Raw genomic sequence first — 17394 nt, forward strand, 5'->3', positions numbered from 1 at the left:
TTTGTGGACATTGTTATTATTTTATTGGCATTAGGCATGCTGATGTTTGCGGCTTACCGGGGCTTTTCAGTCATTTTATTCGCCCCGATTTGTGCGCTGTTTGCCGTGCTCCTGACAGATCCAAGCTTCGTACTTCCTTTCTTCTCGAATATATTTATGGAGAAGATGGTAGGATTTATTAAGCTGTATTTTCCCGTATTTCTTTTAGGGGCCGTTTTTGGCAAGGTTGTTGAAATATCCGGGCTCGCTGAGTCGATTGCAAAAACAATCGTCAAGCTTGTGGGAGCAAAAAGAGCCATTCTCGCCCTCGTCTTAATGGGTGCGATTTTAACGTACAGCGGCGTCAGTCTCTTCGTAGCGGTGTTTGCCATTTATCCGTTTGCTAAAAACCTATTTATTAAAGCTGATATTCCCAAGCGTCTGATACCCGGTACGATTGCATTGGGCGCCTTTACATTTACAATGGATGCGCTTCCCGGCACACCGCAAATTCAAAATGTCATTCCGACCGCTTTTTTTAAAACAAACATTTATGCCGCTCCCTGGCTCGGACTGATTGGTGCAGCATTTGTGCTTACGGCCGGAATGATTTATTTAGAATCCCGGCGCAAAAAAGCGGCCAATGCCGGAGAAGGCTATGCTGGATTTCAATCTGAAGTTTCCGCTGCAGAGGAATCCTCAAGTCTGGCTAATGAAACACATACGCCTGTTTTACCGCAACCCAGCCCCGCGCGGCAAGTGCTCGCCTTTGTTCCGCTTATCCTTGTGGGAGTCATGAACAAATGCTTCACGATGTGGCTCCCGCATTGGTACCCTGACGGATTTGATTTTGCGCCGCTCGGCTTAGAAGCGTTCGGGAAGATTGACCTTTCCTCCGTCACTGCGATCTGGTCAGTAGAACTCGCACTGTTCATCGGAATCATGACCACGATTTTGTTCGATTGGAAAAAAGTCCTCTTCAATTTGAAAGAAGGACTGAATGAGGGCATCGGGGGTGCCTTGCTGGCGTCGATGAATACAGGAGCCGAATACGGATTTGGCGGCATCATTGCGGCGCTTCCCGGCTTTAAAATGGTCAGCAGCGGCATATCGCAGACGTTTACAGATCCGCTCGTCAACGGAGCGGTGACGACCACTGCGCTTGCCGGGATTACAGGATCGGCATCAGGAGGAATGGGCATCGCTTTAAGCACGATGTCAGCAGCGTATACAGAAGCAATCAATACATTCCACATCCCGCCGGAGGTCATGCACCGGGTGATTTCGATGGCCTCCGGCGGGATGGACACTCTTCCGCATAATGGCGCCGTCATTACACTGCTCGCGGTCACCGGGTTGACCCACCGCCAATCCTACAGGGATATCTTTGCCATAACCGTCATTAAAACAGCCGCTGTGTTTGTCATCATCGCCATTTACAGTCTGACGGGCCTTGTGTAGCCAAAACAGAAAGGGGAAACGAATATGGGAAAAGTGATGGACTCTTATCAAGATGCTGCTGCACTGATCAAGGACGGAGACACCCTCATCGCAGGAGGCTTCGGCCTGTGCGGCATTCCGGAACAATTAATTCTCGCGATCAGGGACAGCGGCGTAAAAAACTTGACCGTTGTCAGTAATAACTGCGGCGTTGATGATTGGGGGTTAGGCCTCTTGCTTGCAAACCGGCAGATCAAAAAAATGGTCGCATCCTATGTGGGAGAAAACAAAACCTTTGAACGGCAGTTTTTAAGCGGAGAGCTGGAAGTCGAATTGGTGCCCCAAGGAACGCTCGCAGAAAGAATTCGCGCGGGAGGGGCGGGCATTCCGGCGTTTTACACACCTGCGGGCGTCGGAACATCAGTAGCCGAGGGAAAAGAACATAAGACATTTGACGGACGCACCTATCTTCTGGAGAAAGGGATTACAGGGAACGCCGCCATCGTAAAGGCCTGGAAAGCCGATCCTCTGGGCAACCTGATGTTCAGAAAGACGGCGAGAAATTTCAATCCGCTCGCTGCAATGGCAGGCAAAGTGACGATTGCAGAGGCTGAAGAAATCGTCGATGCCGGAGAGCTTGATCCGGATCAAATTCATACGCCGGGTATTTTTGTGCAGCACGTGCTGCTCGGCGGGATTCATGAAAAACGGATTGAACGCCGCACCGTCCGGCAAGCATGATAAAGGAGGCTGACAGAATGAGAGATAGCAGAAAACGAATGATCAAACGGGCTGTAAAGGAAATTAAGGACGGAATGAATGTGAACTTGGGGATAGGGATGCCGACGCTTGTAGCCAATGAGATACCGAATGATTATAACGTCCTGCTTCAGTCTGAAAACGGCTTGCTCGGGATCGGGCCTTATCCGGCGGAAGGAACGGAGGACCCCGATCTGATCAACGCGGGAAAAGAAACCATCACCGAAGTAAAGGGAGCCTCGTATTTTGACAGTGCCGAATCCTTTGCCATGATTCGCGGCGGCCACATTGATGTAGCGATCCTCGGCGGGATGGAAGTGTCCGAACGGGGAGATTTGGCGAACTGGATGATCCCAGGAAAAATGATCAAAGGAATGGGCGGCGCCATGGACTTGGTCCACGGAGCAAAACGGATTATTGTCATTATGGAGCACGTTAATAAATATGGGGAATCTAAAGTGAGAACGGAATGTACGCTGCCTTTAACCGGCAGGCAGGTGGTCGATCGGCTGATCACAGATTTGGCTGTATTCGATTTTCATGATGGCCGTATGACGCTCACCGAACTGCAGGAAGGTGTAACAATGGAGGAGGTCTTTGAGAAAACAGAAGGTCATTTTACTGTCAGCCAGTCGTTAAAAAACGGGGTCAGACCAAAATGAGGAGGTGCCGTCATGCATTCATTGCTTATTGAAAAAACAGCCGTTGTAACAGGAGCAGCCGGAGGAATCGGGCTTGAAATCGCAAAAGAATTCGCCCGTGAAGGAGCAGCCGTCATCATCTCTGATGTAAACGAACAAGCGGGGAAAGAAGCGGCGGCAAGACTGAAAGATGAAGGCTGTGAAGCAGTCAGCATCACATGCGATGTAACAAATGAAAAGCAAGTGGCCGATATGCTGCAGACGGTCGAGAAACAATTCGGACGTCTCGATATCCTTGTGAATAATGCGGGCATTCAGCATGTCGCGCCCATCGAGGAATTTCCCACCGAACAGTTTGAACGGCTCATTCGTCTCATGCTGACTGCGCCATTTATCGCAATGAAGCATGCATTTCCCATTATGAAAAAACAGCAATTCGGTCGAATCATTAATATGGCGTCTGTCAACGGACTGATCGGTTTTCACGGGAAAGCGGCATATAACAGCGCCAAGCACGGCGTCATTGGTTTAACGAAAGTCGGCGCACTTGAAGGCGCGGCTGACGGCATTACCGTCAATGCGCTTTGTCCGGGATATGTGGACACTCAGCTTGTCCGCAATCAGTTAAAGGACATTTCCGCAACAAGGAATGTACCGTACGAGCGGGTGCTTGAGGACGTCATCTTTCCGCTCGTTCCCCAAAAACGGCTGCTGTCAGTGAAGGAAATCGCTGATTACGCCGTATTTTTGGCCAGCGACAAAGCAAAAGGGGTCACAGGTCAGGCCGTAGTCATGGATGGCGGGTATACCGCTCAATAGTTCTTATACTTTTTAAAAAAACAGCCGCTCTGAACGGCTGTTTTTTTATGCCTGAAAACCTTGTTCACTCAATAGGCCGATTTACTGCGTCAATCGGTATCCGGGCAGGGTCATTCGCATGTTCTGCGGCGTATTTCGTCCTTGCGGATTTTCCCCATCCAGATCCATCTCTTGCACCACATTTATAATCAAGCGCAATCAGTTTACAATCTTTCACAGATATACAAATGATTTTTTACAATAAACAGAAAATATGTAATTTCTGACACAATAATGCCAATAGCCCTAAAACATATGAAACATGAAGAGCGCGTCCGAAGTGAAGAAGAGCCGGTAACAGGCTCCACCCCGGCTTTCATCATCTCTCTTTAAGACTGATTTTCGGTGAAATCCCCATGTTTTATTTTATGAATAAATATATCTAATTCGTTTGTGAAAACGAACAATAACTCCTCCGAAAGTATTCTATACACATTTGTTATAATCATGCTAGGATGTTAGATAAAGGGATATTTTGTAGGATATTGTATCCCCTGTTCAATATGATCGGAGGAATCTCATGAACAATCTTGCCTTTTTATTTCCTGGACAAGGGTCTCAATTTGTAGGAATGGGCAAACAATTTTGGAATGATTTTGTGCTCGCAAAGAGATTGTTTGAAGAAGCGAGCGATGCGATCTCCTTGGATGTAAAAAAACTGTGTTTTAACGGAGATATGAATGAATTGACAAAGACAATGAACGCGCAGCCCGCTATTTTAACGGTCAGTGTGATTGCTTTTCAAGTGTATATGCAGGAAATAGGGGTGAAGCCCCGCTTCCTGGCAGGCCATAGCTTAGGCGAATATTCAGCGCTTGTCTGTGCCGGCGCCCTTTCTTTTCAGGATGCCGTTACACTTGTAAGGGAGCGGGGAATTCTTATGCAAAATGCGGATCCCCATCAGCAGGGGACGATGGCCGCCGTGACACAGCTCTCTCTCCAAACCTTGCAGGAAATATGTTCGAAAGTATCGACGGAAGACTTTCCGGCAGGTGTAGCCTGCATGAATTCAGAACAGCAGCATGTGATTTCCGGACACCGGCAAGCTGTGGAACGTGTCATCAAGATGGCGGAGGAAAAGGGTGCGGCATACACTTATTTGAATGTCAGTGCGCCTTTTCACAGTTCGATGATACGATCAGCCTCCGAACAATTCCAGACTGTATTACACCGGTATTCCTTCCGGGATGCCGCATGGCCGATCATTTCAAATGTCACCGCGCGCCCTTACAGCAGCGGAAATTCGATCAGCGAACATCTCAAGCAGCACATGACGATGCCGGTTAGATGGACAGAATCGATGCATTACTTGCTTTTACATGGAGTCACAGAAGTCATCGAAATGGGTCCGAACAATGTCTTAGCCGGTCTGCTGAGAAAAACAACGAATCACATTGTACCTTATCCCTTAGGACAGACATCTGATGTTCCCCCGCTTTCCAATTCAACGGAAAGAAAGAAACATATTGTCCATTTACGCAAAAAACAACTGAATAAATTGATGATTCAATCCGTCATTGCGCGAAATTACAACAAGGATTCAGCGGCTTATTCCAATATGACGACGCCATTATTTACGCAAATCCAAGAGCTGAAAGAGAGAATGAAAAGGCATGAAGACGTGCTTTCAGAACAAGAACTCGAACATTCGATCCATTTATGCAAATTAATTTGTGAAGCTAAACAGCTTCCGGCTTGGGAAGAATTGCGGATTTTAAAATAAAGCGCCCAGGAGGGGACCTATGTATACCAGTCAATTCCAAACCTTAGTAGATGTCATTCGGGAAAGAAGCAGTATCTCTGATCGCGGGATCCGTTTTATCGAATCCGATAAAAACGAGACGGTTGTCTCTTACCGCCAATTGTTTGAAGAGGCGCAAGGGTATCTTGGCTATTTACAGCATCTCGGCATTAAGCCGAAGCAGGAAATTGTATTTCAAATCCAAGAAAACAAATCATTTGTCGTTGCTTTTTGGGCTTGTATATTAGGAGGAATGATCCCGGTTCCGGTCAGTATCGGAGAAGATGATGACCATAAGCTGAAGGTCTGGCGCATTTGGAATATATTAAATCATCCGTTTCTGATTGCCTCTGAAAAAGTATTGGACAAAATAAAGAAATACGCTGCAGAACACGATTTACAGGATTTCCATCATCAATTAAACGAAAAATCTGACATCATTCAAGATCAAACCTACGATTACCCCGCTTCATTTTATGAACCTGATGCGGATGAACTCGCCTTTATCCAATTTTCTTCCGGATCGACAGGAGATCCAAAAGGAGTCATGTTAACGCATCACAACTTAATACATAACACGTGCGCCATTGGGACTGCCCTAGCCATTCATTCGAAAGACTCTTTCTTATCATGGATGCCTTTAACGCATGATATGGGGCTCATCGCCTGCCACCTTGTTCCCTTCATAACCGGAATCAATCAAAATCTAATGCCTACAGAGTTATTTATTCGCAGACCTATTCTTTGGATGAAAAAAGCTCATGAACATAAAGCCAGTATTCTATCATCTCCTAATTTCGGGTACAACTACTTCCTTAAATTTCTGAAAAACGAACCAGACTGGGATTTATCCCACATCAAGGTCATCGCAAACGGTGCAGAACCGATATTGCCGGAGCTGTGTGACGAATTTTTGAAAAGATGCGCAGCATTCAATCTGAAAAGATCCGCCATTTTGAATGTTTACGGTTTAGCGGAAGCTTCGGTTGGCGCAGCGTTCTCTAAAATAGGTAAAGAATTCGTTCCCGTTTATTTGCATCGTGACTATTTAAATCTTGGTGAAAGAGCTGTAAAAGTCAGCAAAGAGGACCAAAATTGCGCTTCATTCGTTGAGGTGGGACAACCTATTGACTATTGTCAGCTTCGGATCTCCGATGAAACAAATGAAAGAGTAGAAGACGGAATCATCGGCCATATCCACATCAAAGGAGACAATGTGACCCAAGGGTATTATAACAACCCCGAGAGTACGGAAAAAGCGCTGACTTCTGACGGCTGGGTAAATACGGGGGACCTCGGATTCATTAGTGAAAGTGGTAACTTAGTCGTAACCGGAAGAGAAAAAGACATTATTTTCGTAAATGGAAAAAATATCTACCCGCACGATATTGAACGGGTCGCGATTGAAATGGAAGAGGTTGACTTAGGAAGAGTTGCCGCCTGCGGTGTATATGATCAAAAGACACAAAGCGGAGAAATCGTGCTCTTTGTTGTTTACAAAAAATCACCTGAAAAATTCGCACCGCTTGTCAAAGAGATAAAAAAGCATTTGCTCAAGCGGGGCGGCTGGAGCATAAAAGATGTCCTTCCGATCCGAAAACTCCCTAAAACAACCAGCGGAAAGGTTAAACGCTACGAACTTGCCAGACAGTATGAGGCAGGGAATTTTTCAACAGAGTCTGCCGCCATCAATGAATGTTTGGAGAGCAGCCCGGAAACATCCGGACAGACACCCATTCATGAGATAGAAACGGAATTGCTGTCTATCTTTTCCGAAGTGCTCAACGGGAAAAAGGTTCACCTCGCTGACAGTTATTTTGATATGGGAGCAAATTCATTACAGTTATCGCAGATTGCCGAGCGCATAGAACAGAAATTCGGACGCGAGCTTGCCGTTTCAGATCTCTTTACGTATCCTTCTATCACTGATTTAGCGGCATATCTGTCTGAAAGCCGGGCTGAAATCAAGCAGGACGCGGCCGCGAAACCAAGCCATGTGACACCGAAAGATATCGCCATTATCGGGATGTCGCTCAATGTCCCGGGAGCATCAACGAAAAGTGATTTTTGGAATCTGCTTGAAAAAGGTGAGCACAGCATTCGAGAATACCCCGAATCCCGGCTCAAAGATGCGGCGGATTATTTAAAATCTATCCAAAGCGAGTTCAATGAGAGTCAGTTTGTGAAGGGCGGCTATTTAGATGAAATCGACCGCTTTGATTATTCGTTCTTCGGTTTAGCTCCTAAAGCGGCTCAGTTTATGGACCCTAACCAAAGACTGTTTTTGCAGTCTGCATGGCATGCGATTGAAGATGCGGGTTATGCCGGCGGCAGCATGAACGGGAGCCGTGTCGGGGTATATGCGGGGTACTCGAAGGTGGGCTACGATTATGAACGTCTCCTTTCTGCGAATTATCCGGAGGAACTTCATCAATATATCGTGGGCAATCTCCCTTCCGTGCTAGCCAGCCGAATCGCTTATTTCTTAAATTTAAAAGGGCCGGCGGTCACAGTGGATACGGCATGCTCCTCATCGCTTGCCGCCGTTCATATGGCATGCAAATCTTTAATATCCGGCGATTGTGAAATGGCTCTTGCCGGAGGTATCCGGACATCGATCTTGCCGATCTGTATCGGGCTTGATATGGAATCTTCGGACGGATACACCAAAACGTTCAGCAAAGATTCAGACGGCACGGGCACAGGTGAAGGCGCGGCCGCAGTCCTGCTAAAACCTTTGCAGGATGCTGTTCGCGACGGAGACCATATTTACGGCGTAATCAAGGGAAGCGCGATGAATCAAGACGGAACAACCGCCGGGATTACAGCACCGAATCCGGCAGCTCAGACTGAGGTCATTGAGACGGCTTGGAAAGACGCGGGCATTGCCCCTGAAACACTGTCTTTCATCGAAGCGCATGGCACCGGAACGAAGCTCGGCGATCCGGTTGAATTTAACGGGCTTTGTAAAGCGTTTGAAAAGTACACGGCAAAAAAACAATTTTGTGCGATTGGTTCTGTTAAATCGAACATCGGTCATTTGTTTGAAGCGGCAGGCATCGTCGGGCTGATCAAATCTGTCCTCATGCTGAATCACAAGAAAAATCCGCCGTTAGCGCACTTTAATGAACCTAATCCGCTCATTCATTTTCACTCATCACCATTTTTTGTGAATCAGGAAGCTGCAGCGTTCACATCCGGTGATGAGCCGCTGCGAGGCGGAATCAGCTCGTTCGGTTTTAGCGGAACGAACGCTCATGTGGTATTGGAAGAATATATTTCTCAAAGTGAGTATGCACCCGAGGATGAACATGGGCCGCACCTATTTGTTTTATCCGCTCATACTGAAAAATCACTCTATGAACTCGCACAGCAGTACCGGCAATATGTATCGGATGACAGCCAAGCTTCATTAAAGTCCATTTGCTATACAGCAAGTACGGGCAGGGCTCATTTGGATCATGGCATTGCCATGATTGTATCCGGTAAACAAGAACTATCGGATAAGCTGACCCGCCTGATTCAGGGAGACAGAAACCTTCCCGGTGTATACATCGGTTACAAGAATATGAAGGAAATGCTGCCTGCTCATAAAGAAGAGCTGAATCAACAAGCAGCCGCTCTGATTAAGCAGCGTTTACGTACGCAAGATGAACGGATCACATGGCTGAATCGCGCAGCCGAATTATTTGTGCAAGGAGCCGTTATCGATTGGCGCGCGCTTTATTCCGGTGAAACTGTACAAAAGACGCCATTGCCACTGTATCCGTTTGAACGGAGCCGATGCTGGGCTGAAGCTGACCAATTGCGCTTAAACGAGGACGAAAAGAGAGGAGAAGCGGCATTGAATATCAACCAATCGAAGGCGCACATTGAATCCTTCCTGAAAACTGTAATCAGCAATGCTTCGGGGATCAGAGCGGAGGAACTCGATCTGAATGCTCATTTTATCGGGCTCGGAATGGATTCTATCATGCTGTCACAGGTCAAAAAAGCCATCGCGGACGAATTTGGGGCAGACATCCCGATGGATCGTTTTTTTGATACGATGAACAACCTTCAAAGTGTCATAGATTACTTGGCTGAGACCGTTCCATCGTCCTTTGCATCCGCTCCCCCTCAAGAGAATGTTCCGGCGCAGGAAATACAGGTCATTTCAGAAGCGCAGTCTGAATCGGATCGCAGAGAAGGTCATCAAGAGCATATGCTCGAAAAAATAATCTCTTCTCAGAATCAATTAATTCAGGATACCTTGCAAGCTCAATTAAATAGCTTTAATTTGTTGAGAAACAGCGGGCATCATTCCGATGAGAAAGAATACGCTAAGGCGCAAGAGAAATCAATTCCTTCTGTCAAGCAGGGGCCTCCGGCCGTCACTGCAGAAAAGAAAGCGGCTCAAGAAGCGAAACCCTATGTTCCTTTCCAGCCTCAGAACCTGCATGATCAGGGACACTATACCGCACGGCAAAAACAATACTTAGAAGACTTCATCAAGAAATACGCAGATAAAACGAAAGGTTCCAAACAATATACGGACAATACCCGATTTGCTCATGCAAACAACCGCAATTTGTCCAGCTTCCGTTCGTATTGGAAGGAAATCGTATACCCAATTATCGCCGAACGTTCTGACGGTTCTAAAATGTGGGATATTGACGGAAATGAATATATCGATATCACCATGGGATTCGGGGTTAACCTTTTCGGGCATCATCCTTCCTTTATTACACAGGTTATCGATGATTCAACCCGTTCATCATTGCCTCCGCTCGGCCCGATGTCAGATGTCGCCGGTGAAGTTGCCGACCGGATCCGCACATGTACCGGAGTGGAAAGGGTCGCTTTCTATAATTCAGGAACAGAGGCCGTCATGGTTGCCCTGCGTTTGGCGCGGGCGGCAACAGGAAGAAAGAAAGTCGTGGCGTTCTCCGGATCTTATCACGGCACGTTTGACGGCGTATTAGGGGTTGCCGGCACAAAAGGCGGGGCTGCGTCTGCGAATCCGCTGGCTCCGGGCATACTGCAGAGCTTTATGGATGATTTGATTATTTTACATTACAACAATCCCGATTCGCTGGACGTGATCCGCAGTCTTGGTGATGAATTGGCAGCCGTACTGGTGGAACCGGTACAAAGCCGCAGACCGGATTTGCAGCCGCAGGCATTTTTGAAAGAATTGCGGGCGATCACGCAGCAATCCGGAACAGCTCTGATTATGGATGAAATTATTACCGGATTTCGGATCGGTCTTGGCGGCGCACAGGAATGGTTCGGCATTCAGGCTGATTTAGTGACCTACGGAAAAATCATCGGCGGCGGACAGCCGTTAGGGGTAGTTGCCGGAAAAGCTGAGTTCATGAATGCGATCGACGGGGGTACTTGGCAGTATGGGGACGATTCCTACCCGCAAGACGAGGCGAAACGCACGTTTGTGGCCGGCACCTTCAATACTCACCCGCTTACCATGAGGATGTCATTAGCCGTCCTTCGCCATTTACAAACCGAAGGAGAACATCTGTATGAGCAGCTTAATCAAAAAACAGCCTACCTGGTCGATGAGCTGAATCGCTGCTTCGAACAAGCGCAAGTGCCTATCCGCATGGTTCGATTCGGTTCTTTATTCCGGTTTGTCTCATCGCTTGATAATGACTTGTTCTTTTACCATCTCAACTATAAAGGGGTCTATGTATGGGAGGGACGCAACTGCTTCTTGTCTGCGGCGCATACCGCGGATGATATCGAAAATATTATTCAAGCGGTGAAAGACACGGTGGAGGATCTTCGCCGAGGCGGATTTATTCCGGAAGGCCCGGATTCCCCTGATGGCGGAGGCCGTAAAAAGTCCGGGACGCGCGAGCTTTCACCTGAACAAAAGCAGTTGGTTATGGCATCCCATTACGGGAATGAAGCTTCCGCCGCTTTAAACCAGTCCATTATGCTGAAAGTGAAGGGCGAACTGCAGTATACATCATTAAAACAAGCCGTCCGGCATATCGTTGACCGTCATGAAGCTTTACGTACGGTGATTCATCCCGATGACGAGGTACAGCAAGTGCAGGAACGGATGAATATAGAAATACCTGTCATTGATTTTACCGGTCACCCGCATGAACATCGGGAGCCGGAAATCCAAAAATGGCTGACAGAAGATGCCAAGCGGCCGTTTCATTTCCATGAACAAAAACCTTTGTTTAGAATCCATGTGCTTACATCGGCTCACAATGAACATCTGATTGTGCTCACGTTCCATCATATCATTGCCGATGGATGGTCAATCGCCGTTTTTGTTCAAGAACTGGAGAGCAACTACGCGGCAATCGTACAAGGAAAACCGATTTCGCCGAAAGAGGCAGATGTTTCGTTTCGCCAATACTTAGACTGGCAGCAGGCACAGATTGACAGCGGCCATTATGAAGAAGGGGTCCGTTATTGGCGGCGTCATTTCTCTGAACCGATACAGCAGCCAATTCTGCCAAGCACAGATTCTGTCCGTTATCCGAACGGGTATGAGGGAGACCGGTGTACCGTCAGGCTTGGACGGCCATTGAGCGAGGCTTTAAGGTCATTAAGCATTCAGATGAAAAATAGCGTATTTGTGACGATGCTGGGTGCATTTCATCTTTTTCTGCACCGGCTTACCAAACAGTCAGGCCTTGTGATCGGGGTCCCCGCAGCAGGTCAATCGCATATGAAACAGCATGATCTGATTGGAAATTGCGTCAATATGATTCCGGTGAAGAACACGTCTTCTTCAGAAAGCACTTTATCCGGTTATCTTGGCAGTATGAAAGAAAGCGTGAATCTTGCAATGCGGCACCAAGCCGTCCCGATGACACTGGTGGCCAGAGAGCTTCCGCACGATCAAGTGCCGGATATGCGTATTATCTTTAATTTAGACAGGCCTTTTCGAAAGCTGCATTTCGGAAAGGCGGAGGCGGAGCCCGTTGCATACCCGGTAAAATGCACCCTATACGATTTATTTCTGAACATAACAGACGCGCATCAAGAATATGTTCTTGATTTCGACTTTAATACGAACGTCGTCAGTCCGGAAATCATGAAAAAGTGGGGAGCGGGTTTTACAAAATTGCTGCAAAAAATGGTTGAGGGAGATTCAATCCCTCTTGACGCCATGATGATGTTTTCCGATGAAGAACAGCATGATTTACAAGCACTTTACGCCGAACACCAGAAGCGGATCTCTTCAATAGGAAGCAATACGGCAAATTTTACTGAAGCCTATGAGGCGCCGGTAAATGAAACGGAACGGCAGCTGGCGCGGATTTGGGAGGAACTTTTCGGCCTTGAACGGGTTGGCAGATCAGATCGCTTCCTGGCTCTGGGGGGAAACTCACTTCAGGCAACGCTTATGCTTTCCAAAGTTCAGAAGACATTTCATCAAAAGGTTTCCATCGGACAATTTTTCAATCACCAGACTGTTAAGGAATTAGCACGTTTCATTCAGAACGAAACGAAAGTCGTGCACCTCCCAATGAAGGCTGCCGAGAAAAAAGCGTATTACCCGACATCGCCGGCACAGCAAAGAGTATATTTCCTGCACCAACTGGAACCGGATCAGCTGGCGCAAAATATGTTCGGCCACATATCAATAACAGGGAAGTACGATGAGCAAGCCCTGATCTCATCTCTTCAACAAGTGATGCAGCGGCACGAAGCGTTTCGCACGTATTTCGACATTATAGATGGCGATATCGTTCAGAAACTTGAAAACGAAGTTGATTTTAACGTTCATGTCCGGGCAATGAGCCGGGACGAATTTGATGCCTATTCAGACCGGTTTGTAAAACCGTTCCGCCTGGATCAAGCTCCGTTAGTTCGTGCGGAGCTGATCAAGATTGAAAACGAGCAGGCCGAACTGCTCATCGATATGCATCATATCATTTCGGACGGTTATTCCGTCAACATCCTTACAAATGAATTGCTGGCTTTATATCATCAGAAACCATTACCGGACATTGAATTTGAATATAAAGATTTCGCAGAATGGCAAAACCAACGGCTGAATGAGGATGCCATGAAGCGGCAGGAGACATATTGGCTGGAACAATTTCAAGACGAAATTCCCATTCTCGACCTGCCGACAGACGGTTCAATAGCGGCAGAACGGTCTTCTGAGGGACAGCGTGTGACATGCTCCTTACAGCCGGATGTCATCCGTTCGCTTCAAGATTTGGCGCAAAAGGCGGAAACGACTCTCTATACGGTGCTTCTGGCCGCCTATAATGTGCTGCTTCATAAATATACGGGACAAGAAGACATTGTCGTAGGCACGCCTGCTTCAGGAAGAAATCATCCGGATATCGAAAAGATCATCGGTATTTTCATACAAACCATTGGAATCCGGACGAAGCCGCACGCCAATAGAACGTTTACGGATTATCTGGAAGAAGTAAAGCGGCAGACGCTTGACGCTTTCGAAAACCAAGACTATCCATTCGACCGGCTTGTGGAGAAATTAAATGTACAGCGGGAAACAACCGGAAAGTCTCTGTTTAATACGATGTTTGTGTTTCAAAACATTGAATTTCATGAAATCCGGCACAATGAATGTACATTTAAAGTGAAAGAACGAAATCCAGGGGTCTCTTTATATGATTTGATGCTCACGATCGAAGATGCCGGTCAACAGATAGAGATGCATTTTGATTATAAACCGGGACGATTCACAAAAGACACCATTGAACAGATCACCAGACACTATACCGCCATTTTAAACAGCCTTGCTGAGCAGCCGGAGATGACATTGTCTTCCGTTCCTATGCTGTCTGAAACCGAACGGCATCAACTGCTGACGGAGTGTAATGGCACAAAGACGCCGTATCCGCATAAGGAAACGGTATATCGGTGGTTTGAAATGCAGGCGGAACAGAGTCCCGATCATGAAGCCGTTATTTTTGGCAATGAGCGGTATACGTACAGACAGCTCAATGAACGGGCGAACCGATTGGCGCGGACGTTACGGACAAAAGGCGTACAAGCGGATCAATTCGTTGCCATCATCAGCCCGCATCGGATCGAGCTGATTGTCGGAATTTTGGCTGTTCTGAAAGCCGGCGGCGCATACGTGCCCATTGATCCTGAATATCCGGAAGATCGGATCCAATATATGCTGAGAGATTCAAGAGCGGAGGTTGTGTTGACACAGCGCAGCCTGCTGGATCAATTACCGTATGATGGTGACATTGTGCTTTTGGATGAGGAAAACTCATACCATGAGGAGCACTCGAATCTTGAATCGGACAGCGATGCGCATGATTTGGCCTACATGATCTATACGTCAGGTTCGACGGGAAATCCAAAAGGTGTACTCATTGAGCATCAGGGGCTGGCTGATTATATTTGGTGGGCGAAAGAGGTTTATGTAAGAGGTGAGAAAACCAACTTTCCATTATACTCTTCCATCTCTTTCGATCTGACTGTGACCTCGATATTTACACCGCTGGTTACGGGAAATACCATCATTGTCTTTGACGGCGAAGACAAAAGCGCTGTGCTTTCTGAGATTATGCGGGACTCAAGAATAGACATGATCAAATTGACCCCGGCACATCTGCACGTCATCAAGGAGATGAATATCGCTGGCGGCACCGCCATACGGAAAATGATTGTCGGCGGAGAAAATTTAAGCACCCGTCTGGCCAAAAGTGTCAGCGAGCAGTTTAAAGGCCGGCTGGACATTTTCAATGAATACGGACCGACGGAAGCTGTCGTCGGATGTATGATTTATCACTTCGACGCAGAACGGGACAAGCGGGAATTTGTACCGATCGGCACTCCGGCTGCCAACACGGATATTTATGTGGCCGATGCAAGCAGAAACCTGGTTCCGATCGGGGTAATCGGCGAAATATATATCAGCGGACCGGGTGTTGCCAGAGGGTATTGGAACCGCCCGGATTTAACGGAAGAGAAATTTGTTGAAAACCCGTATGTCCCGGGAGCGAAAATGTACAAATCAGGGGATTTGGCTAAGCGATTGAAGGACGGAAATCTCGTATATATTGGGCGCGTTGATGAACAAGTCAAAATCAGGGGACACCGAATCGAGCTTGGTGAAATTGAAGCAGCGATGCATAACGCGGAAGCGGTGCAAAAAGCCGCGGTAACAGTGAAAGAAGAAGAAGACGGCTTAAAACAATTATGCGCGTATTACGTAAGCGACAAGCCTATAGCGGCTGCGCAGCTTAGGGAACATTTGTCATCCCAGCTTCCGGACTACATGGTTCCGTCCTATTTTGTCCGTCTGGAGCATATGCCGTTAACATCCAACGGGAAAATAAACCGTAAGGCGCTGCCTGCACCGGAAGCGAGTCTGCAGCAGACAGCTGAATATGTTCCGCCGGGTAATGAGACGGAGTCCAAACTGACAGATTTATGGAAGGAAGTGCTCGGAATAAGCCATGCGGGGATCAAACATAATTTCTTTGATCTCGGGGGCAACTCCATCCGAGCGGCAGCCTTAGCCGCCAGAATTCACAAAGAGCTGGATGTGAATCTGTCTCTCAAAGACATATTCAAGTTTCCTACCATTGAACAATTGGCTGACAAGGCGTTACACATGGACAAAAATCGATATGTACCGATTCCGGCTGCAAAGGAAATGCCATATTATCCGGTTTCTTCAGCTCAGAGGCGGATGTATTTATTAAGTCACACAGAAGGCGGCGAGCTGACTTACAATATGACGGGTGCCATGAATGTGGAAGGGGCGATCGATCCCGAACGGATAAACGCCGCTTTCCGAAAATTAATCGCGCGTCATGAAGCGTTGCGTACCAGCTTTGATTTATATGAAGGCGAGCCGGCACAGCGTATTCATCAGAACGTCGACTTTACGATAGAACGAATTCAAGCAAGCGAAGAAGAAGCGGAAGACCGTGTGCTTGATTTCATCAAAGCGTTTGACTTAGCCAAGCCGCCGCTGATGCGGGCCGGACTGATTGAAATTGAACCTGCGCGGCACTTGCTTGTGGTGGATATGCATCATATCATTTCTGACGGCGTGTCCGTCAATATTCTGATGAAAGATTTAAGCCGAATCTACGAGGGGAACGAACCGGACCCGCTCTCTATTCAATATAAAGACTTTGCAGTTTGGCAGCAATCGGACATTCAGAAACGGAACATCAAGAGCCAGGAAGCGTATTGGCTGGATCAGTTTCACGGTGATATTCCTGTACTGGATATTCCTGCGGATTATGAGCGACCTGCCATACGCGATTACGAAGGCGAATCATTTGAATTTCTTATACCCGAACACTTGAAACAGCGTTTAAGCCAAATGGAAGAAGACACAGGAGCAACACTGTATATGATTTTATTGGCAGCCTATACGATTCTTTTATCCAAATACAGCGGACAAGAAGATATTATCGTAGGAACGCCATCTGCCGGGCGGACTCATCTGGATGTAGAGCCGGTCGTGGGAATGTTCGTCAATACGTTAGTCATTCGCAATCACCCGGCGGGCCGTAAAACATTTGATGCCTACTTAAATGAAGTAAAAGAAAACATGCTGAACGCCTATAAAAATCAAGACTATCCGTTGGAAGAATTAATTCAGCATCTGCATCTTCCAAAAGATTCAAGCCGCAATCCTTTATTCGATACGATGTTTGTGCTGCAAAATCTTGATCATGCTGAATTGACTTTCGATTCCCTTCAACTCAAGCCGTATCCATTTCATCATCCGGTTGCCAAATTCGATTTGACCTTGTCGATTCAGGCGGACCGCGACAACTATCACGGACTGTTTGAATATTCGAAAAAACTGTTTAAGAAAAGCAGAATCGAGGTTTTATCAAACGACTACTTACACATCCTATCGGCGATTTTGGAACAGCCAAGCATTCTAATCGAACATATCGGATTGAGCGGCAGCAATGAGGAAGAAGAGAACGCGCTTGATTCTATTCAATTGAACTTTTAGGGAAAAGCATTATTTCTTTAAAATAT

6 protein-coding genes are annotated in these 17394 nt (G+C 47.1%); all 6 read left to right on the forward strand.

All coding sequences use genetic code 11. The features are described from left to right. The first annotated feature begins 3 nt into the window (after nt 1–3). The 6 genes from D5S11_RS03765 (at nt 4) to bamA (ending at nt 17368) form a co-directional block, all read left to right on the forward strand. Nucleotides 4–1440, forward strand: a complete 1437-nt coding sequence (locus tag D5S11_RS03765) for a GntP family permease (RefSeq protein WP_108724939.1) — start codon at nt 4–6, stop codon at nt 1438–1440. Between the two features lie 24 nt (nt 1441–1464). Next, the gene (locus D5S11_RS03770) at nt 1465–2160 is read left to right on the forward strand and encodes a CoA transferase subunit A (protein ID WP_047935773.1); all 696 of its coding nucleotides are present in this window, start codon (nt 1465–1467) and stop codon (nt 2158–2160) included. Nucleotides 2161–2177: 17 nt separating this feature from the next. Continuing rightward, nucleotides 2178–2840 carry a CoA transferase subunit B gene (locus D5S11_RS03775; protein ID WP_007410136.1) on the forward strand — a complete coding sequence of 221 codons (663 nt, stop codon included), beginning with the start codon at nt 2178–2180 and terminating at the stop codon, nt 2838–2840. Nucleotides 2841–2852: 12 nt separating this feature from the next. After that, complete coding sequence (locus tag D5S11_RS03780) at nt 2853–3638, forward strand: 3-hydroxybutyrate dehydrogenase (RefSeq protein WP_014418050.1); 786 nt, start codon at nt 2853–2855, stop codon at nt 3636–3638. Between the two features lie 559 nt (nt 3639–4197). Next, entirely contained in the window at nt 4198–5400 is a 1203-nt protein-coding gene (bamD, locus tag D5S11_RS03785) for a bacillomycin D biosynthesis malonyl-CoA transacylase BamD (protein WP_032865980.1), read from the forward strand. A 19-nt stretch (nt 5401–5419) separates the two neighbouring features. Continuing rightward, entirely contained in the window at nt 5420–17368 is an 11949-nt protein-coding gene (bamA, locus tag D5S11_RS03790) for a bacillomycin D hybrid PKS/NRPS BamA (protein ID WP_108724940.1), read from the forward strand. The last annotated feature ends 26 nt before the right edge of the window (nt 17369–17394 follow it).

The sequence above is a fragment of the Bacillus sp. L75 genome, assembly GCF_003676355.1.
GTDB lineage: Bacteria > Bacillota > Bacilli > Bacillales > Bacillaceae > Bacillus > Bacillus velezensis.

Bases quoted from the DNA above. Each gene is read 5' to 3' on its own strand.
- bamD (WP_032865980.1), top strand. From the start codon at position 4,198: ATGAACAATCTTGCCTTTTTATTTCCTGGACAAGGGTCTCAATTTGTA.
- bamA (WP_108724940.1), top strand. From the start codon at position 5,420: ATGTATACCAGTCAATTCCAAACCTTAGTAGATGTCATTCGGGAAAGA.
- D5S11_RS03780 (WP_014418050.1), top strand. From the start codon at position 2,853: ATGCATTCATTGCTTATTGAAAAAACAGCCGTTGTAACAGGAGCAGCC.
- D5S11_RS03775 (WP_007410136.1), top strand. From the start codon at position 2,178: ATGAGAGATAGCAGAAAACGAATGATCAAACGGGCTGTAAAGGAAATT.
- D5S11_RS03770 (WP_047935773.1), top strand. From the start codon at position 1,465: ATGGGAAAAGTGATGGACTCTTATCAAGATGCTGCTGCACTGATCAAG.